Below are 24,425 nucleotides of genomic sequence, written 5' to 3' on the forward strand. Positions count from 1 at the left end.
CTACCGGCGGCGGGAAAGCGGCACGGCGCCGGTAGACTGGATCCGGATGGGTTGACCAGGCGGCCGCGCGTCACGCAAGTGGCTCGAGGAACGTCCGGGCTCCGCAGAGCAGGGTGGTGGGTAACGCCCACTCGGGGTAACCCGCAGGCCAGTGCCACAGAAAACAGACCGCCTGGGTCGCGCCGGTATTGAAAGCGGCACGAAACAGGTAAGGGTGAAACGGTGGTGTAAGAGACCACCAGCTTCCCGGGTGACCGGGAAGGCTAGGTAAACCCCACCCGGAGCAAGGCCAGACAGGGCACGTTTGAGGGCTGCTCGCCCGAGTGTCCGGGTAGGCCGCTGGAGGGCGCCGGCAACGGCGTTCGTAGATGGATGGCCGCTACTCCCGCACCAGCAACGGGGCGGGAGCACAGAACCCGGCGTATCGGTCAACCCATCCACCTAACCGGTTTGACCTTGGAAGCTCTGTTGGGGATGCTGAACCGTGCCCTCTAATACTGATGGACAACCCGGGCCGGGAACGGCCCCGGCCCGTTCCCCGGGTAGGCAAGTTGTTGCGCTGCTTGGTCTCCTTGCCCTTTCGTATGCCGTCTGCATGCTCGCCTCCATCCCCATCATCCTTAATTCCAACGGCTGGTTCGCCGGCTCGGTCAAGGCCCCCTGGATGCCGGCAGGATGGATGTTCCGTGCCGCCTGGCTTTCGCTGTATGCCGGAATCGCGGTGGCCGACTGGCTGGTCTGGCGGAGGGGAGCCCTGGTCCGGCCGGTTGCGCGCATGTATGTTCTGCAGCTGCTGCTCAACCTTGCCTGGCCCATCACGTTCTTTGGCATGTACCCCATGCTCGGCGCCGCCGCTTTATGGATCGCCCTCGCGGTGATCGGCGCATTGGCTTTTGTCCTGGTCCTCCTCATCCTGCGGTTCGGGCCCGTCAGCACGGCGGCCGGGCTGCTGGTTTTGCCCTATTTCTCCTGGGTGGTTTTCTCCGCGAGCCTCAACCTCTACTCCGCCATCCACAACTAAGGCCGTACCAGGGCCGCCGGGAACCTGGTGTGAGTGATTTCACGCGGCTCGGGCCACCCCGGGGCAGTCCGCCAAATTAGAATGGATACCGGACGCAGGAGTTCTTCCGCCGGAATTGCGTTCGCACCCGGCGGTTTTCTTTTGCACACGATCCAGGCACCTGGGGGACAAACCCCGCGGGTGCCGGTGCCCCTGGACATCATCAGGTGGCCGACATCCGTGTACGAGGACGTACGCGGCTGAACCGAGGAAGGTATTTCTGTGAGCCAGACGTCTGATTCTTGTCTTGATACGTGGATGGGCCGGGAGGCCCTCGCCGAGGCCATGATTCCGGTGATCGGCCGGCTGTACCGCGAAAACAACGTGGTGACCAGCATCCACGGCCGGAGCCTGATCAATAAGTCCACCATGAACATCCTCAAGGCACACCGCTTCGCGCGCAGGATGAGCAAGGATGAGCTGCTGCTGGAGGAGACCGCTCCGCTCCTGAACACCCTGGCGGGGCTGGAGCTCGGTGCGGCCGCGATCGACATCGCCCGGCTGAACCAGAAGTTCAAGGAAGAGGGCGGCGACGCCACCCTGGAGGAGTTCCTCCGCGGGGAACTCGCCGAGATCGTGGGCAAGCGCGGCGGCGACGACCGCACCAGCACCGACGTCGTGCTGTACGGATTTGGCCGCATCGGCCGGCTCCTGGCCCGCCTCCTGATCGAAAAGGCAGGCGGCGGCCACGGCCTGCGGCTGCGCGCCATCGTTGTCCGCAGGGGCTCCGATAACGACCTGTCCAAGCGCGCCAGCCTGCTGCGCCGCGACTCGGTGCACGGCTCCTTCGAGGGCACCATCCGCGTTGACGAGGCAGCCAACACCATCACAGCCAACGGTGTCCAGGTGCAGGTTATCTACTCGGACAACCCCGCCACCATCGACTACACCGCCTACGGCATCAACAATGCGCTGGTGGTGGACAACACCGGCCGCTGGCGCGACGCAGAAGGCCTGTCCCAGCACCTCCAGAGCAAGGGCGTGGCACGGGTGCTGCTGACCGCCCCGGGCAAGGGCGAGCTGAAGAACATCGTCCATGGCATCAACCACCGCAGCATCGAGGACACCGACCAGATTGTGTCCGCGGCTTCCTGCACCACCAACGCCATCACGCCGGTCCTGAAGGCCATCAACGACAAGTTCGGGGTAGTCCACGGCCATGTCGAGACGGTCCACTCGTTCACGAACGACCAGAACCTGATTGACAACTTCCACAAGGGCGACCGCCGTGGCCGTTCAGCAGCACTGAACATGGTGATCACCGAAACCGGAGCGGCCAAGGCAGTGGCCAAGGCCCTGCCCGAACTGCTGGGCAAGCTCACCGGCAGCTCCATCCGCGTCCCCACCCCGGACGTTTCCCTGGCCATCCTGAACCTGAGCCTGGAAAACGGGACCACCAAGGATGAGGTCAACGAATACCTGCGGGAGATGTCCCTGCACTCGGACCTGCGCAAGCAGATCGACTACATCGACTCACCCGAGGTGGTTTCCACGGACTTCGTCGGTTCCCGCCGTGCAGGCATCGTTGACGGGCTCGCCACGATTTCGAACGAAAAGAACCTGGTGCTCTACGTCTGGTACGACAACGAGTTCGGTTACAGCTGCCAGGTTGTCCGCGTGATGGAGGAAATGGCCGGTGTAAACCCGCCATCCTTCCCCGCCAAGGAATCGGCCGCAGCCCTGGCCGCAATTTCCGTCTGATCCAGCCCTCCGGCCAATCTCGATTTCCCGGCTGATTCGCTGGAATCAGCCGGGAAACGGGACCACACTTGTGCCATGGATAAAGATTCGACGCTCCAGCATGAAACTACCCTGGAACACGCACTCGATGTGGCAAAGGCCAATCACAAAGAGGCCGTCCGCCTGCTTGAAGGCGCCCGCGCCGGCCACGCAGCGGGCGACGTCGGCGAGGACCGGGTGCGGCAGCTTGAGGGACTCCTGGCCATCGCCGAGGAGGACCTTCGACGGGTGATGCGGGAGCAGTAGCTCCACCGGGTGCCCTTTCACCCGCCCTCCACAGTGTGGATATCGGCGGGGATGGTGTTCGGCTGTCCTAGGCTCTTCTGGTGCAGAAACATACCGGCAGGGCAGGAACCCCATGACCGTGAGCTGGTCCGCCTACCGCCGTGCCCGGCGCCGTTCGCGGCAGGCGTGGGGAGTCCTCGCAGTTTTTGCCGTCTCGGCGCTGGGGGCCTTGTTCTGGTTCTTTACCGCCGGCCAGTTTGCCGCAGCGGAGCCCGCCGCTTCCGGGCCCACAGAAGCTCCCGTCTTTGACCCCGGCTGGATGAAGCCGGTTGTGCCGGTCCATCCGGTGCCCCCGGGAACGGCACTCTCGGCACTGGACGCACTTGCCGTCAAGGGGCGCGCGGGGAAGGACAACTACAGCAGGGAGGCGTTCGGCCAGGCCTGGCAGGACGTTGACCGCAACGGCTGCGATACCCGCAACGACATCCTGCGGCGTGACCTTACGGCTGTGGTCTTTATGGAAGGGTCCACGTGCCGCGTGGCAGCCGGGACCTTCCATGAACCCTACCTCGGAGAGTTTGTGGACTTCCGCCGGGGCTCCGAAAGCAGCCGGGCAGTCCAAATAGACCATGTGGTTGCCCTGGGGGACGCGTGGCAGAAGGGCGCCCAAGGGCTGACGGCAGGGGAGCGGCAGAGCCTCGCCAACGATCCCCTGAACCTCATCGCTGCCGACGGACCGGCCAACCAGCAGAAGAGTGCCGGCGATGCCGCCACCTGGCTTCCCAAGAACAAGTCGATCCGCTGCCACTATGTGGCCCGCCAGATCTCCGTCAAGGCTGCTTACGGCCTCTGGGTTACCGAGGCGGAGAAGGACGCCATGAAGCGGGTTCTCGGGTCCTGCCCGGACCAGCAGACCGTCTCAGCCCGCTGATTCCCGATCCCGGACGCTCCTGGCGCGCGGAGGCAGCCCGCCGTCGGGCCTAATGGCCGAAGGGGTCCGGGTCCACGCCCGGCATCCAGGTGAGTCCGGGGACGCCCCACCCGTTTTTCTTGGCCTGCTTCATGGCCTTGCGGGCGTAGCGGTCCATCAGGCGGTTGACGTAGAGCTTGCCGTCAAGGTGGTCGTACTCATGCTGCATCACTCGGGCGAACCAGCCGGTCGCCTCGAACGTGACCGGCTGCCCAAAGCCGTCAAAGCCCTCCACGCGAGCCCACTCGGCGCGCTTTAGCGGGTACTGGCCGCTGGGGAAGGACAGGCAGCCTTCCTCTTCCTCGTCGGGATCGGGGACAGCACCGGAAATTTTGGACAGGGTGAGGACCGGGTTGACCAGCACGCCGGTGGGGGGAGCGCCGTCGTCATTGGCGAATTTGTAGACGAAGATCCTTTTGCCCACCCCGACCTGCGGGGCCGCAAGGCCCACGCCGTTGGCTGCATCGTTGGTTTCGAACATGTCCGCGATCAGGGACCGCAGTTCGTCGTCGAAAACTTCCACTTCGGTTGCCCTGCGGTGCAGCACGGGCTCTCCCCAAATGGTGATTGGCAGAACAGTCATCCCTCGGTCCTTCGGCGGTATCTTGTGCAAAAGAAAGGAGGCCGCACCGGATATCCGGTGCAGCCTCCTTTTGGACGGCTGTAATACCATCCCGTGAGGGTGAGCTACGGGGGTTGAACCCGCGACCTCCTGGACCACAACCAGGCGCTCTGCCAACTGAGCTAAGCCCACCATGCGCCCTGCAGATTTACCGGCGAACCGGCTCTCTTGAAAGGCAACTCAAATAGCTTACCTGCTCTTCAAGGGTGCTTTGTCCACTTTTGCCGATTTCACCGAAATTTCCCGCAAACGTGGTGCAGATTACGCTTCCGGCTGCTGGGAATCGCCGGCGGCCGTAATGCGCTTCGCGATCTGCTGCGCCGTAGCACTGTCGGGTCCGGGCGGCGGCACAAACACTGCTTCCCGGTAGTAGCGGAGTTCATCGATCGAATCCTTGATGTCCCCCAGTGCGCGGTGGCCGCCCTTCTTTGCCGGCGACTGGAAGTAGGCCCGGGCGAACCAGCGGCGGGAGAGCTCCTTGATGGTGCTGACGTCGATGACGCGGTAATGGAGGTGCTCCACCACTGAGGGCATGTCCCGGGAGAGGAAGACGCGGTCAGTGCCTACCGAGTTGCCCCCCAGGGGTGCCTTGCGCGGGTCCGGCACCCACTTTTCGATGTACTCCATAACGGCCGCCTCCGCCGCAGCCATGGTGGTGCCGTGGGGGAGTTCCTTGAGCAGGCCGGACTTGGTGTGCATGTCCCGGACGAAGTCGTTCATCTGGGCAAGGGCCGCATCATCAGGTTTGATCACTACGTCCACCCCGTCACCGAGGATGTTCAGTTCGGAGTCCGTGACCAGGGCTGCCACCTCGATCAAGGCGTCGTTCTTGATGTCCAGACCGGTCATTTCGCAGTCGATCCAGACGATTCGTTCGTTAGATATAGGCACCGGACCAGCCTACCGTTTCACCTCCCGGCTGCCTGCCGGTGCTAGGATTTCGGGTACGCGGCGGGACCACTTGCTGTCGTTGTAACCCGCCCCGGCCGGCGTGCAGCCCGCCGGGCAGAACCGCGCCAAGCCAAGAGCGCAAACCCAAGAGATTGGACGATCCTGAGATGACGGCGCCTTTGCCTGCAGCGGGGGAGCTTGTGGCCGTTGACACTGCCGCAACTGTGGCCGAAGTCGATAATCCCCGCTCACCGCTTCTGGCCGGATTCGTGGGCTCGATGTTTATGCTGATCGGATCCCTGGGGGTGGGCTGGTTGGCTCCCGTCTCGGAACTCCGCCGGATGCCCCTGTTCATCTGGATGCGGGCAGAAGCAGGCGGCGTGGCCCTGTCCATCGTTCTGCTGGCGGTAGGCGGAATGCTTCTGGTGCGCGCCTGGCTCCGGTTGGGCCAGCGCGTTCATGTCTGGGGAGAAGAAGCCCGGAAGGCGACACTGATGGCAGTGGTTGCCTGGGGACTGCCCATGATGTTCAGCGTGCCGCTGTTCAGCCGCGACGTGTACGCCTATATCGGCCAGGGCCGCCTGATGGTGGAGGGCTTCAACCCCTACGAGAACGGCATCTCGGCGCTCTCCAACTACTTCCAGCTGGGCGCGGACAAAATGTGGACCGAGGCGCCGGTTCCCTACGGGCAGTTGTTCCTGTGGATCGAGCAGTTCGTTGTGTGGGTGACAAACGTCCAGCCGGAAACCAGCGTGATGCTGTTCCGGCTGGTGGCCGTGGCCGGCGTGGTCCTCTGCGTGATCTATGTGCCGAAGCTTGCCGAGCTCCATGGAGTAAATCCCCACCGGGCCCTCTGGCTCACGGCCGCCAACCCGCTCTTCCTTACCAACTTCATTGCCAGCGTCCACAATGACGCCCTCATGATCGGACTGGCCCTGGCAGGCCTTTACTACTCAGCCACCCGCCGCGTGGTCAGGGGCATCGTCCTGGTGACACTCTCGATCGCCGTCAAACCCATCACCATCGTTTTCCTGCCGTTCATCGGTCTCCTGTGGGCAGGGAAAGACGCAGGCTGGCTCCGGAAGTTCGCCTTCTGGGGGCTGACCGCAGGACTGAGCCTGGGGATCCTGGTGTTGATGAGCCTGGTGAACGGGTTCGGCTTTGGCTGGATCAACGGACTTTCCGCTCCGGGCAGCATCTACATCTGGTACGCGCCGGTGGGGCTGATCGGCATGGTGGTCGCCTCACTGGGTAACTCGTTCGGGATGGACGGATGGCTCCTCGCGGGCTGGGTGTTCGACGCCGGGAAGCTGCTGGCGGTGGGGATCGTTGCCTGGCTGATCTTCAGGGGTGAGCACGACCGCCTGATCCGCCGGCTGACCCTTGCGTTTGCGGCGATTGTCCTGCTGGCACCGATGATCCAGTCCTGGTACGTGGTGTGGCTGATTCCGTTGTTTGCCGTGACCGGCATCCGCAACGACTGGCAGGTCAAGGCCCTCTACTTTGTGGTCTCGTTCTTTATGATTTACGCCATTTCGGACCAGCTGGAGGTTTTCCCTTACCTTCAGACCGCGGACCTTGGGCTGGCGCTGGCCCTGGCCCGTGTAGCCGCTGCCGTGACCGGCCTGCTGTTCGGCCTCTACCTGATCTTCTGGGATCCGCGCACCCGAAGCCTCTTCCGGAAGAGTCCCGAACCTGTGGTTGAACGCCCCGTCATTTAGGCAGGTGCTTCAACGCTTCCCGGCGTGACAGCGGGCTCATCCTGTCCCCATGTTCAGCCACGAAATCCGACACCCAGCCCGGCGCGGTCTTGGCGTACTCCCGCAGCGCCCAGCCGATCGCTTTCCTGATGAAGAACTCGGGATCGGAAAGGTTCGCCTCAATGACACGGCGCAGGAGATGGGGATCGGTGTCCCCTTTGGCCTTCAACTGCGCGGTGATCGATGCACGCCTGATCCAGAGGTCCGGGTCGGTGCTCCACTCCAGAATGACCGCCGATACTTCGGTACGGTGTGCCTGCAGAAGCGCGCAGATCCGGCCAGCCACACCGTCGGCGAAGTCCCACCAGGCACCCTGGCGGATGATCTCCTCGTAGACCGGAAGCATCGTCAGGTCCTTGCCCACCAGCTTGCCGAGAGTCAGGTCGATGGCCGCATACCGCTCCTCCCGGAACTCCGCATTGCGCCACAGTTCCAGCACGGTGGCCCGCTGCCCGGCCGCTGAGTCGAAGGGATACCGGGCAACAGCAGCCGCGGTCAGCCGGCGCACCTCCGGTACCCGTACACCTAGGAACGGCATGGAAGATTTCATGTACGCCTGCGCACCGGCAGCACGCACCGGATCCGCCGCTTGCTGAAGCCGGACGCGGATGGCATCGAGCACTTCCCGGTTGACCATGCGGGGATCAGGAGGGGTCGGTCCAGCCCGCCCGGCCCAGCCAGCCCGCACACAGCGAGCTCCATTGATCAGGCCCGGGTTCGCCGTCGGCAAGGCCCAACCCATGGCGTCCGTGCGGAAAGACGTGCAGCTCAGCGGGCACGCCTGCGCTCAGCAGCGCGCCTGCGTAGCCGAGGCTGTGGCTTACCGGTACGGCGGCGTCGTCGGCCGTGTGCCAAAGGAACGCGGGCGGCGTTTCGCCGGTTACCTGCTGTTCTGCTGACAGCTCCGCCAAAACGTTCGACGGCGGCGCCCCGCCAAGGAGGTTGTCCACCGAACCCTGGTGCACTTCCCGGATGTAGGACACCACCGGGTAGCACAGGACGGTGAGGTCGGGGACAGCCCCGGGAACGTCGAGGTCAGCGCTGCCGGTGGCCACCGCGGTGGAAAGCGTTGCCGCGAGGTGTCCGCCGGCGGAAAACCCGAGTACCCCCACGCGTTCCCGGTCAACAGCGAGGCCGTGCGCTCCGCCGCGGATGTGAAGCATTGCCTGCTTTGCGTCCTCGAGCGGCGCCGGGTGCCGGTCAGGGGCAACCCGGTACCGCAGGACAAAAGCGTGAATGCCCAGTCCGGCGAGCCAGTCAGCAACAGGCTCCGCTTCATGGTCGGCCTGGCGGGCGTAGCCGCCCCCCGGGAGGACCAGGACTGCGGGCCGGTCACCGGCCGCGCCGCTGCGGGAGGGGACAGCTGTCAGGCGGGGCGCCACGGTCACGCCGCCGTCTCGGTGCTGCGGCGGAGCGTCACTTCGCCGGCGATCGGATGCGGCTGCACGACGTCGGCCCCTCCCTTTTCCGTACCGCCGGTTCCTGCGTCCCTGGATACCCTTTCCGGCCCTCCGCCGCCCGCGGGGGTTCCCGGGGCTGTGGCACGGGTGGCAAGGCGCCCGATTTCTTCGAGCGGGAGGCGGACCGTGGAGAGTGCGGGGCGGAAATCGCGGAGTGTCTCGATGTCGTCGAAGCCGGCGATGATGGCGTCGCGCGGAATGCGGAGCCCCTGTGAACGGAGGGCAGCCGTGGCGCCGATGGCCATCACGTCATTGACGGCGAAGATGCACAATTTCCTGCCGCCGGCCGCATCCCCGGATCCCGCCTGGCGTTCCTTGATCAGCCCGGCAAGCTTGAGGCCCGCCTCGTAGCCGCCCGCCCGGTTGAAGGCGGTGCGCAGGATGTCCGCAGCTTCGCGCCCGGCCGCGGCGAGACCCTCCTGGAAACCGCGGACCCGGTCGTCGGAGGTGAAGAGCCCCTCCGGGCCGCCGATGATCACAAAGTCGCCGTCCCAGCCGGAGGCAAGTTTGCCCGCCAGCGCTGCGGCGAGTTCCTGGTTCGGCACGGCCACCACGTGGTAGCCCTCCTCCGCCGTCGCACCAACTACCGGGTGGCCCACAACCGCTACCCGGCCGCCGTTGCGGCAATACCTGTCCAGTTCGGCCGCCAGTTCCGCATTGCCCTCCTGGTTCTCCGGCTGGGACGAGCGGGAACCTGCAATCACGATGGAGTCGGCGCGGCGGGCGGCAAAGGCTGCCACGGCTTCCTTCTCTTCTGCAGGAGCTCCGCCGGTGGTGGCCAGCAGGACCATTTTGCGCTGCTCACGTGCTGCTTCCTGCACGCCCCGGGCAATGGCGGCGAAGTAGGGGTCGGCGATGTCGTGGACAATCAGGCCGATCAGACCGGAGCTGGACTTCGCCAGGCCCTGTGCCTGCGCATTGGGAATGTAGCCAAGGGAGTCAGCGGCCTGCCGGACCCGGTCCGCGATGTCCGGGCCGGGCTTGCGCGCGGAACCATTGAGGACACGCGAGGCGGTGGCTGGCGACACGCCGGCGAGCCGCGCCACCTCGGTAAGGGTACTTGCAGCCACAGCAACTCCTGGAGGCTTTAAAGGGACAGTAAGCGTGCTCACATTATGGCAGTTTTGAACCCTTTCCGGAAAGCGCTTGCCAATACGTCTGCCCCGGTGCATCATGGATGTAGTGGGAATGCGCTTTCCCAATCAGCTTGAGTACTACTGCTCACTCACCGTGGAGGAAACATGGGCTTCGAAACTAAGACGATCCGCATCGCCATGAACGGCATCACCGGCCGGATGGGCTACCGCCAGCACCTGCTGCGCTCCATCCTCCCCATCCGGGACGCCGGCGGCTTCACCCTGGAGGACGGTACCCGCATCCAGGTTGAGCCCATCCTGGTGGGCCGCAACGAAGCCAAGATCCGCGAACTCGCGGAAAAGCACAAGGTCTCCGAATGGAGCACCGACCTCGACGCCGTCATCAACGATCCCACCGTCGACATTGTTTTTGACGCCTCCATGACCAGCCTTCGTGCTGCCACCCTGAAGAAGGCCATGCTCGCCGGCAAGCACATCTTCACGGAAAAGCCCACGGCCGAGACCCTCGAAGAAGCCATCGAACTGGCCCGCATCGGCAAGGAAGCCGGCGTGACCGCGGGCGTTGTCCACGACAAGCTGTACCTGCCCGGCCTCGTCAAGCTCCGCCGCCTGGTGGACGAAGGCTTCTTCGGCCGCATCCTTTCCATCCGCGGCGAATTCGGCTACTGGGTCTTCGAAGGCGACGTCCAGGCTGCGCAGCGCCCGTCCTGGAACTACCGCAAGGAAGACGGCGGCGGAATGACCACGGACATGTTCTGCCACTGGAACTACGTCCTTGAAGGCATCATCGGCAAGGTCAAGAGCGTCAACGCCAAGACCGCCACCCACATCCCCGCCCGCTGGGACGAAGCCGGTAAGGAGTACAAGGCCACCGCCGACGACGCCTCCTACGGCATCTTCGAACTCGAGACCCCGGCCGGCGACCCGGTCATCGGCCAGATCAACTCCTCCTGGGCGGTCCGCGTCTACCGGGACGAGCTCGTGGAATTCCAAATCGACGGCACCCATGGTTCCGCCGTGGCAGGCCTGAACAAGTGCGTTGCCCAGCAGCGTGCGCACACTCCGAAGCCGGTCTGGAACCCGGACCTGCCCGTCACGGAATCCTTCCGCGACCAGTGGCAGGAAGTGCCTGCCAACGCCGAGCTGGACAACGGCTTCAAGCTGCAGTGGGAAGAGTTCCTCCGCGACGTCGTTGCCGGCCGCGAACACCGCTTTGGCCTGCTGTCCGCCGCCCGCGGTGTTCAGCTCGCAGAGCTCGGCCTGCAGTCCAACGACGAACGCCGCACCCTCGACATCCCGGAGATCACGCTCTAATGACCTCACTTATCCTTCCCTCCCACGACGGCGGCACCAGGGAATACCGGCTGCAGGGCGCTACGTCCTGGGCCCGTCCCGCCGCCCCGCTGACAGCCCGCCGCGCCTACGCCGCAGCACACGTCATCCCCGAGGTCCTGGCAGACAACACCCCCGGCGCCCCGGCCCGGCTCGACTGGGAAGCCACCATGGCCTACCGCCACGAGCTGTGGTCCTACGGCCTCGGTGTTGCCGATGCCATGGATACCGCCCAGCGCGGCATGGGCCTGGACTGGGCCGCCACGCAGCAGCTCATCAAGCGCACCGGAGTCGAGGCTGCCTCGGTGGTCTCGTCCGGCAACGCGGCCACGGCCGGCAAGTCGGTCCGGGACCTCGTCTCCTGCGGCGCCGGCACGGACCAACTGGACATCGATTCCCTTCCCGTGGGCGAAGCCGGACTCAAGGCTGTCCTCGAGGCGTACCGCGAGCAGATCGCCGTCATCACCGAGGCCGGTCCCAAGGTCATCATCATGGCCTCGCGGGCCCTCGCCAAGGTGGCCAGCGGTCCCGAGGACTACCTGAAGGTGTACTCCACCCTGCTGCAGGAAGTGGACCAGCCGGTCATCCTGCACTGGCTCGGCACCATGTTCGATCCCGCCCTCGCAGGCTACTGGGGTTCGGATGACGTCGCGACAGCCACGGACACGTTCCTCGGGCTCATCAAGGACAACGCGGCGAAGGTGGATGGGGTCAAGGTCTCCCTGCTCGACGCCAGCCACGAGGTGGCCCTCCGCGCTGCGCTGCCCGAAGGCGTCCGCCTCTACACCGGCGACGACTTCAACTACCCCGAGCTGATCGACGGCGACGGCAGCCACCACTCGGACGCCCTGTTGGGCATCTTCGCCGCCATCTACCCGGCGGCTTCGGTGGCCCTGCAGAACTACGATGCCGGCAACGCTGTGAAGGCCCGGGAGATCCTGGACTCTACCCGGGAACTGGGCAAGCACATCTTCAGCGCCCCCACCTTCTACTACAAGACCGGCATCGCGTTTATGTCCTGGCTCAACGGCAAGCAGCAGGGCTTCCAGATGGTGGGCGGCCTGCACTCCGGCCGCTCCGTGTGCCACCTCGCCAGGACGTTTGAACTGGCAGACCAGGCCGGACTGCTCCGGGATCCGGCACTCGCCGCTTTCCGGATGTCTGACTACCTGCGGATCAACGGGGTAGGGGTATGAGCGACTTCTCCCGCCTCGCCATCAACAGCGCCACCACCAAGAAGTGGACCCTCGCCCAGGTCGTCGAGGGCTGCGTCAACGCCGGGATCCCGTCCATCGGGCCCTGGCGGGACCGGGTTGAGGAAGCCGGCCTGGACAAGGCGGCGCGCCTGATCAAGGACGCCGGTTTGCGCGTCTCCTCCCTGTGCCGCGGCGGATTCCTCACCGCTGCCGACCCCGAGGGGCAGGCCGCCGCGCTGGCCGACAACCGCGCCGCCATCCTGGAGGCTGTGGCCCTGGGGACCAAGGAACTGTTCCTTGTTGTCGGCGGACTGGCGCCGGGGGAGAAGGACGTGGTGGCCGCGCGCCGGCGCGTCGCGGACCGCCTCGCCGACCTCGCTCCTTTTGCGGAGGAAAACGGCGTCCGCCTGGTCCTCGAGCCGCTGCACCCGATGTACGCGGCGGACCGTGCCCTGATCTCCACGCTGGGGCAGGCCCTGGACCTTGCAGCGCCGTTCGACTCCTCAACGGTGGGCGTTGCGGTTGATACCTTCCATGTCTGGTGGGATCCCGAGCTCAAAGCCCAGATTGAACGTGCCGGCCGGGAGAACCGCATTGCCTCCTACCAGGTGTGCGATTTCAACATGCCCATCGCCGCCGATCCGCTGCTGTCCCGTGGATACATGGGCGACGGCGTAGTGGACTTTGCCACCATCGGCACCTGGGTGCGGGATGCCGGCTACACCGGTGACATCGAAGTGGAAATCTTCAATCAGGACATCTGGGACACGGACGGCAACACCGTCCTGGCCACAGTGAAGGGGCGCTACGCGGAGCTCGTCCTCCCGTACGCCTGACACGTTCCGCAGGTCCTGATCCAGACCGCGGGCTCCTGCTACGTCACGGCAGGAGCCTGCGCCCCACCAATAAAGGACCCGGCCCGCCATCGGCGGTCCGGGTCCTTTTGTGTACGCCCAGCATGGGCATTCGCTTGGAGGTGAAAGTCCTCTGAAGGAGAAGGTGGTTTAACTTCTAGCCAATGGCAACTGCGTCATCGTGAGGTGGGGTGGGAAGGAAGCCGGAGGCAAATCCCTGCACCGAGGGACACGAACCGCATAGAAGGCATGCAAGCTCGGGATCAGGCCGGATCTGGCCTATCAATGGGGCAACAGCAGCCGAGCCTACTGGCGGGTCGCGAAGTCGCCCATCCTCCACAGGGCCCTGCCAACCGAGTACTGGGCAGGGCAAGGCCTCACTCTCTTTCGCACTGCATGGGATCGCTTTCAAACGACCTAGCGAACCGCCGTATGCGAGGCCCGCACGTACGGTGGTGTGAGAGGTGGGTCGGGAAACCCGACCCACCTACTCGATTGGTGAGGATACCTAGGCGTACAGCGAGGCGCACCTGCGGTAGCGGGCCAGCACCCCGCCGTCGTCCTGCCCTGCGGGGAGGTCGACGGCGTCGAGCGCCCACTGCGGAAAATGCCCGGTGAGTGCCGCGGCGGCCTGGCGTGCGGCGCCGTCGGCTACGTATTCCCCGGGACGCGGCACGGTGACCTCGATTCCCAGCAGCTGCGCTGCCGCCTCCTGCACGGCCGCGGACTGTGCCCCGCCGCCCACCAGGATGATCCGCCTGGCCTCGACTCCCTGCTGCTGGAGGGCCGCCAGCCCGTCCGCCAGCGAGCACACCACGCCTTCGACGGCGGCGCGGGTCAGATTGGCCGGGGTGTAGTTGCGGCGGGTAATCCCATGCAGGGATCCTGTGGCGTCGGGCAGGTTTGGCGTCCGCTCGCCGTCGAAATAGGGCACGAGGGTCAAGCCCCCGGCACCACTTTCGGCGGAGAGCGCCAGCTCGGTGAACTCCGGCAGGCTGACGTCCAGCAGGGCTGCGGTGGCATCAAAAACCCGGGTGGCGTTGAGCGTGCACACCAGCGGCAGGTAATTCCCGGCGGCGTCCGCAAACCCTGCCACCAGCCCGGACGGGTCGGCGGCGGCTGTACCGGACACGGCAAAGACCGTTCCGGACGTGCCCAGTGACATCACCACATCGCCGACGCCGGCACCAACACCCAGTGCCGCTGCGGCGTTGTCCCCGGCGCCGGCGGCCACGAGGGCGCCGGCGGGAGTCTTGCCTGCGACGTCCAGCGGGCCCAGCACTTCGGGCAGCAGCGGGACGTGCCCCAGTGACCGCTCCAGGACGTCCGGAAGGTACCGGCCTGCCGCCGTCGAATAATAGCCTGTACCGGAGGCGTCCGACCGGTCCGTGGTCAAGGCCTCGAGGCTTCCCGGTCCGCTGCCTTCGCCGTTGCCCAGCAGCCGCCAGGTCAGCCAGTCGTGCGGCAGGCAGACCGCCGCAACCTTCGCCGCGTTCTCCGGCTCATTTTCAGCCAGCCAGTGCAGCTTCGTGAGCGTCAGCGACGCAACCGGGACAGTACCCATGGCACCGGCCCAGTAGCTGGCGCCGGCGGCAGGGTCGCCGTCACCCGCGGTGCGGATCAGCTCCAGTGCCGCACCGGCACTGCGCGTGTCATTCCACAGGAGCGCAGGCCGGATCACCCGGCCGTCACTGTCCAGGCAGACCATGCCGTGCTGCTGGCCGCCCACCGAAACCGCTGCGACGTCCTCCAGTCCGCCGGCCTTTGCGATCGCCTCCTGCAGGGCTGCCCACCAGTGGTCCGGGTGGATTTCGGTGCCCTCCGGGTGGCTGGCCCTGCCTTCGCGGACAAGTGCTCCGGTGTCCGCATCACGGATCACCACTTTGCAGGACTGCGTGGAGCTGTCGATACCTGCTACGAGTGCCATGGTCAGCGTGCGTTGAGGAGGTGTTCGATGGCGAGCTGGTTGAGGCGGACGAAGGCGAAGGAGCGTTCGGCTGCTTTGTCGGCGTCGAAGTCTTCGAACGCGGCGGTGTCGTTGAGCAGGTCGGTGGCGGTTTCGCCGGCGGTGAGGGTGGTTTCGCCGAGTTCGAAGACGCCGGAGGCGGTGAGGGCTTCCTGGACCTGGGGGTCGGCGCGGAACGCGGTGGCGCGTTCTTTCAGGAGCAGGTACATGGCCATGTTGGCTTTGGCGGATTCCCAGACGCCGTCGTAGCCGTCGGTGCGGGAGGGCTTGTAGTCGAAGTGCCGCGGGCCCTCGTAGCGGGGGCCGCCGTTGGGGAAGCCGTTTTCGAGCAGGTCCACGTGGGGAAGCCGTTTTCGAGCAGGTCCACGGTGAAGAAGGCGCTGGTGAGGTCGCCGTGGCCGAAGACGAGGTCCTGGTCGTACTTGATGCCGCGCTGGCCGTTGAGGTCGATGTGGAACAGCTTGCCTGCCCACAGGGCCTGGGCGATGCCGTGGGTGAAGTTCAGCCCGGCCATCTGCTCGTGCCCGGTTTCGGGGTTCAGGCCCACGATGTCGCCGTGTTCGAGCTGGGCGATGAACGCCAGGCCGTGCCCGACGGTGGGCAGGAAGATATCGCCCCGGGGTTCGTTGGGCTTGGGCTCCAGAGCGATCCGCAGGTTGTAGCCCTTGTCCTTGATGTACGCGGCGGCGGTGTCCACGCCCTCACGCATCCGGTCCAGGGCCGCGGAGAGGTCCTTGGACGCGTCGTATTCGCTGCCCTCACGACCGCCCCACATCACAAACGTTTCGGCGCCGAACTCGGCGGCGGAATCGATGTTCCGCAGGACCTTGGACAGGGCGAAGCGGCGGATGGAGCGGTCGTTGGAGGTGAACCCGCCATCCTTGAACACCGGGTGGCTGAACAGGTTGGTGGTCACCATCGGGACCTTCAACCCTGTCTCGGCGAGGGCCGCCTTGAAATTCTTCAGGATCAGCTCCCGCTCCGAGGACGTGGCCTCAAACGGGACCAGGTCATTGTCATGGAACGTGATGCCGTACGCGCCCAGCTCCGCGAGCCGATGCACCGCCTCCACTGGATCCAGCGCCGCGCGGGTCGCAACACCGAACGGGTCAGCACCGGTCCAGCCAACAGTCCAAAGGCCAAAAGTGAACTTGTCAGAAGGGGTGGGGGAAAGAGTCATGATGCGTCCTTGCACTAGTGGTACCGCCGTCGGTCCGGCGGGTTAGTTCATCGCTTGAACTATATAAGCGTGATTACGCTAAGGTCAATAGCAAAGGGAACGCAACCCACGGTCCCGCATCGAGTACGAGGAGGCCGGCCATGGCGACCACGGCAACAGCGACAGCGTCCGACGCCGCCACCCCGGGGAGCATGGGCGACGTGCGCCGAAGCAACCTTGCCCTCGTCCTGGGCACAGTTGCACAGTCCCCGGCCGGGTTCCACCTGACCCGGGCGCAGATTGCAGCAGCCACGGGACTGACCAAGGCCTCGGTGTCGAGCATTGTCCTCGACCTTCTCGAAGCGGGAATTTTGCACGAAATTGGCCTGAACCCCCAGGGCGAGCGCGGCCGGCCGGGCGTCGGACTGGAATTGAACCCCGCACGGGGCGTGATGGGTATGGAAATCAACGTCGACTACATCGCTGCCGGCGCCACCAGTCTTTCCGGGGCCGTGGTGGTGCAGGAGATTCGTGAACGGGACAACCGCGACACTGCAAGTGCACCTGTGATGGCTGCCCTCGCTTCGTTGGCCGCCGAGGTGCGGGCGGCGGCCGCGGCCAAAGGCATGGAGGTTCTGGGCGGAGGACTGGCTGTTCCCGGACTCGTGGATGCAGGCAGCGCAACTGTCATCACTGCCCCCAACCTGGGGTGGGTGGATGTAAAGCTGGATGTTGCCCGGCTGCTTCCCGGCCTGCCGTTGGGTGTCACGCTGTTCAATGAGGCCAATGCTGCCGCCCTCGCCGAACTGGCCCACGGTCCCCACCGCAAGCAGGACTTCCTCTTCATCTCCGGCGAAGTGGGTGTTGGCGGCGGGCTGGTCATCAGGTCGGAGCTTTTCACCGGCCCGGAAGGGCACGCCGGGGAGGTGGGCCATATTGTGGTCGACCCTGAAGGCAGACCATGCTCGTGTGGTGGAACGGGCTGCCTGGAGACGATAGCCGGGCAGGACGCGATTTTTGCCGCCGCGGGAATTGAAGGAAAGCGGCAGGCGAGGTCGGAAAGCATGTCCGCCCTGGTGGAGGCGCTTGCTGCGGAGAAGCCGGACGCAGTGCTGGCCGTGCAGCGCGCCGGGCGGTCGCTGGGCGTCGCGATTGCCTCTACGTCACGGGTTACCAACATCAGGGCTGTTGTGCTCGGCGGGCACTTCGCCGTCCTCGAGCATTGGCTGCGCCCGCCGTTGGTCGAAAGCCTCAGCAAGTACGCACCCGGAAAAGTACTCCCGAAAAACATCACCACTGCCGCTGTGGGGGAGGGCGGAGCCCTGCTGGGTGCCGCGGGCAGCGTAGTCCGTTCCCTCCTGGAGGCGCCGCACCGGCTCCACTCCTAACGTCTTGCCGCGCTACTGGCGCGCATGGGAGCCGGGGCGGACAATGGGAGCACCGTGCAGTGACTGTTTGGAGCCGTCATGCGCCGATCCACCGGCTGGCTGAAACACCACAGGCTTTTGGCTTTTTTTGTCCTGACCTACGCGATCTCCTGGGCGTCGTGGCCCGCTTACGCATCAGGACTGATTCCCCGTATGGAATTCCTGCCGGTGGGCCCGCTTGCCGCGGCGATCATCGTCATCGCCCTGGCCGAGGGCCGTGCCGGCTTCCGCACGTGGGGACGGCGGCTCGTACGTTGGCGCGTCGGGTGGGTGTGGTACGCCGTCGCGCTGCTCCTCCCCGCCGTGCTTGTCCTGGCGGCGGGGCTCATAACTATGGCGCTCGGGGCTTCCGCTCCGGGCCTGGCCCAGCTGACGTGGGGCGGGCTGCTGACGGTTTTCGCCGTCCGCCTGGTCAATCCGCTGGACGGGCCACTGGGCGAAGAACCCGGGTTCCGCGGCTACGCCCTCCCGCTGCTCCAGGTGTCCCGTCCTCCGCTGGTGTCCGCAGCCATTCTGGGCGTCCTCGTGGCCCTGTGGCACCTGCCGCTGGTCCTCTTTAGCGGGCTAAGCCTCATAGGACTGCCGACGACGTTTGCCATTACCTTCCTCTACGTGTGGCTTTTCAACCGCACGGGCGGCAGCGTCCTGCTGACGCTCCTGTTCCACAACAGCCAGGGCACGTTCACCATGGGTTCCTTCGGCTTCACCGGCGCCGAAGCCACCCGCGTGGAATTGATCTACTTCGTCGTCGTCGTTCTCGCCGTTCTGGCCACTGTGGCGCTGGACCGCGGGGCCTGGCGCAAGGCACCGCGCCGTGCCACCGCCGTCGGCGCCTTCTCCCTAAGGAAGCGTCCGCTATGACCACACCCCTGGTTATAGCTGCCGGCCACACCGCGCGTGTTTCCGGCGTTGTTTTTGCCGCTGTTGACGTGGCCCGCCTGCTGACTGCCGACCGGAGCCTCGACCGCATCGAGATGATGAGGCAGGGACCCTTCCAACTGGCCAACGCTTTGTATTGGGTGGTGTTCATCGGACTTGTTCTTGCCCTGGTGTCCGTCTACTTCAGGCTCGGCGGCCGGGCGGGAGGCCTGGGCGCCGTCGCATTCTGCTTCGCGCTCGTGGGCACCCTGGACATGGCCGGCAACATGTGGTTCGACGGCTTCGCCGCCCCCTGGATCGCAGACGTCGCCCCCGATGCCATCATTGCAGGAGGGTCCGGAATGCTGGCGATCGGCGGATTTTCCAGTTACGTGCTCTTCGCCCTCGGCTGGATGGTCTTCGGCATGGCAGGCTGGCGTTCGCACATGTTCCCCGCCTGGACTGGCGCGCTGTTCGTTGTGGCAGGAGTCATTGGCTTCAACGCGGGACTGCCACCCTACGGCATTCCGATAGGCCTGGTGGTGGCAACACTGGGTTGGTGGATCATTCGCACAGGCGCCCCGGCCACCTTCTCGACACCAAATCCGGGCAGCGGCTCTGACCTGCGTTTCCGTACGTCAGAGCCACTTCCCGAAGTGCCCCAGGAGGGAATCGAACCCCCGACCGGCGGATTAGAAGGCCGCTGCTCTATCCCCTGAGCTACTGAGGCAATGGCTTCGGAGCTCAAATCCGGCGCCGCAAAAAGTCTACATTGCCCGCAGTCCCGGTGCTGTCACAGGTACGCAACCGCGACTGTTCCTCCACAGACGGCGGAGGAGGGCCCGTTATGCACATATGCAAGGCGAAGCCTCCCGTGTGGTCCCGCACGGGCGGGATGCTGGTCTTGCCTGCTAGGGCATCACCACATGAAGACAAGGACGTAAAGATGAGCGACACCATAACGATCCGGGGCTTCGTTGCCACCGAGATCAAAAGCTCCACCACGCCGGGGGGAGTGGCCACGGCTTCTTTCCGCATTGGGTCCAATTCCCGCCGCTTCGACAAGCAATCGGGCACCTGGGGTGATGGCCACACGAATTGGTTCACGGTCCAGGGCTACCGCCACCTTGCAGGCAGCATGGGTTGCAGCATTAGGAAAGGCCAGCCGGTCATCGTGGTTGGCAAGTTGAAGATCCGCAGTTGGGAAAAGGACGGCCGGGTCTACTACTCACACGTCATAGATGCTGACGCCGTGGGCCACGACCTCACGTGGGGTACGGCCAACTTCATCCGGTCCTCCACCAAACCAATCCTGTCGCTCGTGGACCAGGAGGCTCCCATCGAGGCCGAACCCCGTTCCGGCGCGGACGGACCGTTCGACGAGCCGGAGGACAGCGAAGAAGACCTGGACGACGCCGGTGATCCTGCTGCAGCCTTCGTCGAGGACAGCAATGGCGACCTTCTTGCCCTGGATCTGGAAACGGGGGAACTCGCCGAATCCGGAGTCTAGGAATTTCCTGTATCAACGTCCCCCTTGGATCCCTGGGCGGGCAGGACCGCGGCACCCCCCCGGCCGCGCCCTGCCCGCCCAGGTTGTGAGCGACCGCCGGACCACATGGCAGAATGACAGCATGCGGACCAGCCCTGACCACCGGCAGAACAGTACGGCCGGCGCATCCACGGCCACTCCTTCCGCTTCACGGCACCTTGCCGCACACCGCGTGCTGGCGGCCGTCACGGGCGCCGCACTGGTAGCCGGCTTGTCGGCGTGCGTGGGCGGGGTGACCGGCGCCCAGCCTGGTGCGGCTGAACCGGCAACTGCGGCGTCACCTAGTGCTGCGTCCCCCGACCCGGCCCCGTCCACCGGCCCCGGGTCCTCCGAAGCCCCGGCCGAGCCGCTGGCGGAGACATCCGGAGGGCAACTGACTGATAGCCAGGCCGCCGCCACCGAAACGGTCAAGAAAACCGTCACGGACGCCCTGGGCCGGCTGGCGGCGGGATCTCCCAAACCCGCTACCGCGCAGGTGACCGAAGCCCTGACCGGAGCGGGAGTGAACCCGGCGGCATTGCAGGTCTCGCAGAGCCGGACCCCCACCGGCCTGGAAGCCGACGCCATCGAAGCCTCCGTGCTCCAAGGCAGCGACTGTGTCATCGGCCAGGTCCGCGACGGTGCCGTCACAGTGACGGTCCTGCCGGTACTCGCCAGCGGCAAGTGCTTCGTAGGCTCCTGATCATGGTTCGCCGAATGTGAGATATGCCCGCCAACCCACTAGATTTGGAACCATGGCGGAATTTATCTACACAATGACCAAGGCCCGCAAAGCCGTTGGCGAAAAACTCATTCTTGATGACGTAAGCATGTCCTTCTTTCCCGGCGCCAAGATCGGTGTTGTGGGCCCGAACGGTGCCGGTAAGTCCACCATCCTTAAGATCATGGCCGGGCTGGACACCCCCTCCAACGGTGAAGCCCGGCTCAGCCCCGGCTACAGCGTTGGCATCCTCCTTCAGGAACCACCCCTGAACGAAGAGAAAACCGTTTTGGGCAACGTCCAGGAGGGCGTCGGGGAGATCTACGGCAAGATCCAGCGCTTCAACGAAATCTCCGAGGAAATGGCCAGCCCCGACGCTGACTACGACACCCTCCTCGAAGAGATGGGACACCTGCAGGAAGCCATCGACGCCGCAGACGCCTGGGACCTGGACTCGCAGCTGGAGCAGGCCATGGACGCGCTCCGCTGCCCGCCGGCGGACGCCGACGTCACCAACCTTTCCGGTGGTGAGCGGCGCCGCGTGGCCCTGTGCAAGCTGCTCCTCCAGAAGCCGGACCTGCTGCTCCTGGACGAACCCACCAACCACCTGGACGCAGAAAGCGTGCTGTGGCTCGAACAGCACCTGTCCACGTATGCAGGCGCTGTCCTGGCCGTCACCCACGACCGTTACTTCCTGGACCACGTGGCCGAATGGATCGCCGAAGTGGACCGCGGCCACCTGTACCCCTACGAGGGCAACTACTCCACGTACCTGGAGAAGAAGCGCGCCCGTTTGGAAATCCAGGGTAAGAAGGATGCCAAGCAGGCTAAGCGCCTCAGCGAGGAACTGGAATGGGTCCGGTCCAACGCCAAGGGCCGCCAGACCAAGTCCAAGGCCCGCCTCGCCCGCTATGAGGAAATGGCGGCAGAAGCCGACAGGACCCGCAAGCTTGACTTCGAAGAAATCCAGATCCCGCCGGGACCCCGCCTGGGTGGCCTGGTGCTGGAGGCAAAGAACCTGCAGAAGGGCTTCGAAGACCGGACCCTGATCGACGGACTGTCCTTCAGCCTGCCCCGCAACGGTATCGTCGGCGTCATCGGCCCCAACGGCGTCGGCAAGACCACGCTCTTCAAGACCATCGTCGGACTGGAGCCGCTCGACGGCGGCGACCTGAAGATCGGTGACTCCGTCAAGATCTCCTACGCGGACCAGAGCCGCGGCGGCATCGACCCCAACAAGACCCTGTGGGAGGTCGTCTCGGACGGCCTGGACTTCATCCAGGTTGGCCACGTGGAAATGCCGTCCCGCGCGTACGTTGCCGCTTTCGGGTTCAAGGGCCCGGACCAGCAGAAGAAGGCCGGTGTGCTCTCCGGTGGTGAGCGCAACCGCCTGAACCTTGCCTTGACCCTCAAGCAGGGCGGCAACCTGCTGCTCCTCGACGAGCCCACCAACGACCTCGATGTTGAAACCCTCAGCAGCCTGGAAAACGCGCTGCTGGAATTCCCGGGCTGCGCCGTGGTGGTCTCGCACGACCGCTGGTTCCTGGACCGGGTGGCCACGCACATCCTGGCCTACGAAGGTGACGAGGAAAACCCGTCCAAGTGGTACTGGTTCGAGGGCAACTTTGAATCCTATGAGGAGAACAAGGTGGAGCGGCTGGGTCCGGACGCGGCCAAGCCGCACCGGGTCACGCACCGCCGCCTAACCCGCGACTGAGCCAAACCACGACTGAGCCAACCCGCGCCGAAAGGCGCTGGCGCGACAGGCAATAAACAGGCCGGCACCCTCAGGGGTGCCGGCCTGTTTGCGTCGTCCGGAACAAAGCGCTGCCGTCTACTCCCGGGAAGCCTTGCGGATCTGGTGCTCCATGACCTTGGATTGGAAGGCGCCCACCACCTTGTTTTTCAGGTCCGAAGGCACGCGGACCATCCCTTCCTGGGCCACCGACGCCACGTGCTGGCCGGCCTGGTTGAAGATCTTGCCCGTCGCCAGCCCGCGGGCGCCCTGTGCGCTTGGTGATTCCTGGACGTACAGCAGCCATTCATCCACCCGGGCCGGGCGGTGCCACCACATTGCGTGGTCCAGGCTGGCAACGTTCATCCCGGGAGTGATCCAGCTCAGCCCATGGCGTCGCAGGATCGATTCCAGCAGGGTGTAGTCGCTGGCGTAGGCCAGGGCCGCACGGTGCAGGTTGGGGTTGTCCGGCATGGGACCGAACGTCTTCATCCACACGGCATTGCGTGCTGCCCGCTCACCGTTCGCTGACACGTACAGCGGAGGATCCACGTGCCGGATGTCGAAAGGCCGTTCATACGCCCAGTGCCGCGCCACCGGATGGTCGAACTTGCCCAGCAGGTCCGCTGTGCTGGGCAGGGACTCGGGGTCGGGAATCCCGCTGGGCATCACGGACTCGTGCTCGACGCCCTCGTCCTCGCCCTGGAAGGAGGCGATCATTGACAGGATGGGCACGCCTTCCTGGTAGGCATGGACCCGCCGTGCCGAGAAGGACCGGCCATCCCGGAGGCGCTGCACACCGAACGTGATGGGCTTGTTCGCGTCGCCGGGGCGAAGGAAGTAGCCGTGCATGGAATGGACAAAGCGGTCCGGATCCACCGTCCTGAATGAGGCAACAAGTGACTGCGCCAGCACCTGTCCGCCGAAGACCCGGTGATGGGGCTGCTGCTGCGACGGGCCCAGGAAGATGTCCTCGTCCGTCCGTGCTCCCTCCAGCTCACCAAGGTCAAGAAGGGAGATAAGCGATGAGGTGGGGTCTCCGCTGGGGAGCGCCAGGAGTCCGGCGTCGGCTTCAGTCATGGTTCGACTCTAGACGGCGCCCCGGCACTGCTCAACAAAGGTACAGCCGGTAGTGTTCTTGGTGTGTCTGATCTACTCACCTCGTCCTTCCGTTTCGCCGATCCCCGCGATCTCGCCGACCTGAAGACCTTCGCCGCACGCGCCAAGTCCATTGACGACGGCGCCATCCGCCTTCAGGCCGCGGGTTCCGTTCTCGCCGCGTACGTCTGTGTGCTGCGGCCACGGGTGCTCGGCGAATCGACCCCCACGATCCTCGGACCGCGCACCATGGCGCTGGCGGAGCCGTCCGGAACTGACGTCACAGTCCCTCTCGCGGCAGTTCTTGACCGGCTTGCGCGTGCAGGGGAGGACGACGTCGAACTGCCGGTTCCGCCGTCCACCGTCACTGAGTCCTGGACCGGCGTCGGCGCGCCCAGGAGCGGGTGGGAGCTGCTGGGTTCACGCAGCGATGCAGAGTTGCGGCGTGCCGCAGAGGCGGGCATCGCTGAAGTGGCCGGAATCGTGCCGGACAGGCCCGGCGCGTTGATCGTCAACAACGCCCGGGCAATCGTCTGGGGCAGGGAGCTTGATGATTCCGGACTGCCGGCAGGCGCCGCCTTTGCAGCACTCACTCTGGGCTTCCTCGCCGACGGCGACCAGCAGCTTTACCGCGCCGGCCGCTGGTTCCGGCTCACGGGTCCACGCGGACACGTCCTCGCCCGGACGGGAAGCGGACTGCTCTAACGGCAGGCCGCAGCGACCGGA

Annotated in this window: 21 protein-coding genes, 2 tRNA genes, 1 other RNA gene and 1 pseudogene; 15 read left to right on the forward strand and 10 right to left on the reverse strand. The window is 65.4% G+C overall.

What is annotated here, in order from left to right:
* Positions 1-47 precede the first annotated feature (47 nt).
* The 5 genes from rnpB (at position 48) to M8J71_RS16665 (ending at position 3,956) form a co-directional block, all read left to right on the forward strand.
* Positions 48-440, forward strand: an RNA gene (gene rnpB / locus M8J71_RS16645) — RNase P RNA component class A.
* A gap of 155 nt (positions 441-595) precedes the next feature.
* Complete coding sequence (locus tag M8J71_RS16650) at positions 596-1,021, forward strand: TspO/MBR family protein (protein WP_374114857.1); 426 nt, start codon at positions 596-598, stop codon at positions 1,019-1,021.
* A gap of 261 nt (positions 1,022-1,282) precedes the next feature.
* Positions 1,283-2,761 carry a glyceraldehyde-3-phosphate dehydrogenase gene (locus M8J71_RS16655; RefSeq protein ID WP_256248864.1) on the forward strand — a complete coding sequence of 493 codons (1,479 nt, stop codon included), beginning with the start codon at positions 1,283-1,285 and terminating at the stop codon, positions 2,759-2,761.
* Positions 2,762-2,836: 75 nt separating this feature from the next.
* The gene (locus tag M8J71_RS16660) at positions 2,837-3,046 is read left to right on the forward strand and encodes a hypothetical protein (protein WP_163162748.1); all 210 of its coding nucleotides are present in this window, start codon (positions 2,837-2,839) and stop codon (positions 3,044-3,046) included.
* 112 nt (positions 3,047-3,158) lie between these two features.
* Positions 3,159-3,956 carry an HNH endonuclease family protein gene (locus M8J71_RS16665; RefSeq protein ID WP_256248865.1) on the forward strand — a complete coding sequence of 266 codons (798 nt, stop codon included), beginning with the start codon at positions 3,159-3,161 and terminating at the stop codon, positions 3,954-3,956.
* 49 nt (positions 3,957-4,005) lie between these two features.
* On the opposite strand, the gene def is transcribed toward M8J71_RS16665, so the two are convergent.
* The 3 genes from def to orn all read right to left on the reverse strand — a co-directional run bounded on the left by def (position 4,006) and on the right by orn (position 5,508).
* On the reverse strand, positions 4,006-4,578 hold the full coding sequence (gene def, locus M8J71_RS16670; RefSeq protein ID WP_256248866.1) for a peptide deformylase: 573 nt from the start codon (positions 4,576-4,578) through the stop codon (positions 4,006-4,008).
* Positions 4,579-4,676: 98 nt separating this feature from the next.
* Positions 4,677-4,749: transfer RNA gene (locus M8J71_RS16675), tRNA-His, on the reverse strand.
* A gap of 129 nt (positions 4,750-4,878) precedes the next feature.
* On the reverse strand, positions 4,879-5,508 hold the full coding sequence (gene orn, locus M8J71_RS16680) for an oligoribonuclease (RefSeq protein ID WP_163162754.1): 630 nt from the start codon (positions 5,506-5,508) through the stop codon (positions 4,879-4,881).
* Positions 5,509-5,675: 167 nt separating this feature from the next.
* Between orn and mptB the strand changes: the two genes are divergently transcribed.
* Complete coding sequence (mptB, locus tag M8J71_RS16685; RefSeq protein ID WP_256248867.1) at positions 5,676-7,229, forward strand: polyprenol phosphomannose-dependent alpha 1,6 mannosyltransferase MptB; 1,554 nt, start codon at positions 5,676-5,678, stop codon at positions 7,227-7,229.
* Here the strand turns inward: mptB and M8J71_RS16690 are convergent.
* The 3 genes from M8J71_RS16690 to M8J71_RS16700 are packed head-to-tail and all read right to left on the reverse strand — an operon-like array spanning position 7,222 to position 9,798.
* The gene (locus tag M8J71_RS16690; protein ID WP_256248868.1) at positions 7,222-7,905 is read right to left on the reverse strand and encodes a DNA alkylation repair protein; all 684 of its coding nucleotides are present in this window, start codon (positions 7,903-7,905) and stop codon (positions 7,222-7,224) included. The genes mptB and M8J71_RS16690 overlap by 8 nt on opposite strands.
* Before the next feature lie 7 nt (positions 7,906-7,912).
* On the reverse strand, positions 7,913-8,650 hold the full coding sequence (locus M8J71_RS16695; protein WP_256249020.1) for an alpha/beta hydrolase: 738 nt from the start codon (positions 8,648-8,650) through the stop codon (positions 7,913-7,915).
* 2 nt (positions 8,651-8,652) lie between these two features.
* Positions 8,653-9,798, reverse strand: coding sequence for a LacI family DNA-binding transcriptional regulator (locus tag M8J71_RS16700; RefSeq protein ID WP_256248869.1), 1,146 nt, complete (start codon positions 9,796-9,798; stop codon positions 8,653-8,655).
* A 171-nt stretch (positions 9,799-9,969) separates the two neighbouring features.
* Between M8J71_RS16700 and M8J71_RS16705 the strand changes: the two genes are divergently transcribed.
* Genes M8J71_RS16705 through M8J71_RS16715 form a run of 3 tightly spaced genes read left to right on the forward strand, consistent with a single transcriptional unit; the run spans position 9,970 to position 13,189 of the window.
* A complete protein-coding gene (locus M8J71_RS16705; protein ID WP_163162762.1) occupies positions 9,970-11,139 on the forward strand; it encodes a Gfo/Idh/MocA family protein in 1,170 nt (389 codons plus the stop codon).
* Positions 11,139-12,353, forward strand: a complete 1,215-nt coding sequence (locus M8J71_RS16710; RefSeq protein WP_256248870.1) for a dihydrodipicolinate synthase family protein — start codon at positions 11,139-11,141, stop codon at positions 12,351-12,353. The genes M8J71_RS16705 and M8J71_RS16710 overlap by 1 nt, the downstream gene beginning before the upstream one ends.
* Entirely contained in the window at positions 12,350-13,189 is an 840-nt protein-coding gene (locus M8J71_RS16715) for a sugar phosphate isomerase/epimerase family protein (RefSeq protein ID WP_256248871.1), read from the forward strand. Before M8J71_RS16710 ends, M8J71_RS16715 begins: the two co-directional genes overlap by 4 nt.
* A gap of 526 nt (positions 13,190-13,715) precedes the next feature.
* On the opposite strand, the gene xylB is transcribed toward M8J71_RS16715, so the two are convergent.
* Entirely contained in the window at positions 13,716-15,134 is a 1,419-nt protein-coding gene (xylB, locus tag M8J71_RS16720) for a xylulokinase (RefSeq protein WP_256248872.1), read from the reverse strand.
* 2 nt (positions 15,135-15,136) lie between these two features.
* Positions 15,137-16,353: pseudogene (gene xylA, locus M8J71_RS16725) on the reverse strand (xylose isomerase).
* Positions 16,354-16,493: 140 nt separating this feature from the next.
* Here xylA and M8J71_RS16730 point away from each other — a divergent pair.
* Positions 16,494-17,720 carry an ROK family protein gene (locus M8J71_RS16730; protein WP_256248873.1) on the forward strand — a complete coding sequence of 409 codons (1,227 nt, stop codon included), beginning with the start codon at positions 16,494-16,496 and terminating at the stop codon, positions 17,718-17,720.
* Between the two features lie 78 nt (positions 17,721-17,798).
* Positions 17,799-18,620: a CPBP family intramembrane glutamic endopeptidase gene (locus M8J71_RS16735; RefSeq protein ID WP_256248874.1), complete on the forward strand. Its 822-nt coding sequence runs from the start codon at positions 17,799-17,801 to the stop codon at positions 18,618-18,620.
* 654 nt (positions 18,621-19,274) lie between these two features.
* Here the strand turns inward: M8J71_RS16735 and M8J71_RS16740 are convergent.
* Positions 19,275-19,347: transfer RNA gene (locus M8J71_RS16740), tRNA-Arg, on the reverse strand.
* A gap of 216 nt (positions 19,348-19,563) precedes the next feature.
* Here M8J71_RS16740 and M8J71_RS16745 point away from each other — a divergent pair.
* From M8J71_RS16745 to ettA, 3 genes are all read left to right on the forward strand, one after another.
* Positions 19,564-20,127, forward strand: a complete 564-nt coding sequence (locus tag M8J71_RS16745; RefSeq protein WP_256248875.1) for a single-stranded DNA-binding protein — start codon at positions 19,564-19,566, stop codon at positions 20,125-20,127.
* Positions 20,128-20,248: 121 nt separating this feature from the next.
* Entirely contained in the window at positions 20,249-20,848 is a 600-nt protein-coding gene (locus M8J71_RS16750; RefSeq protein WP_256248876.1) for a DUF6993 domain-containing protein, read from the forward strand.
* A gap of 52 nt (positions 20,849-20,900) precedes the next feature.
* A complete protein-coding gene (ettA, locus tag M8J71_RS16755; RefSeq protein ID WP_163164096.1) occupies positions 20,901-22,583 on the forward strand; it encodes an energy-dependent translational throttle protein EttA in 1,683 nt (560 codons plus the stop codon).
* Positions 22,584-22,700: 117 nt separating this feature from the next.
* Here the strand turns inward: ettA and M8J71_RS16760 are convergent, their stop codons facing one another.
* A complete protein-coding gene (locus M8J71_RS16760; RefSeq protein ID WP_256248877.1) occupies positions 22,701-23,681 on the reverse strand; it encodes an acyl-CoA thioesterase in 981 nt (326 codons plus the stop codon).
* Positions 23,682-23,744: 63 nt separating this feature from the next.
* On the opposite strand from M8J71_RS16760, the gene M8J71_RS16765 reads away from it, so the two are divergent.
* On the forward strand, positions 23,745-24,404 hold the full coding sequence (locus M8J71_RS16765) for a hypothetical protein (RefSeq protein WP_256248878.1): 660 nt from the start codon (positions 23,745-23,747) through the stop codon (positions 24,402-24,404).
* Positions 24,405-24,425: the final 21 nt, after the last annotated feature.

This window comes from Pseudarthrobacter sp. R1 (genome assembly GCF_024494415.1).
In the GTDB taxonomy this organism is placed as follows: domain Bacteria; phylum Actinomycetota; class Actinomycetes; order Actinomycetales; family Micrococcaceae; genus Arthrobacter.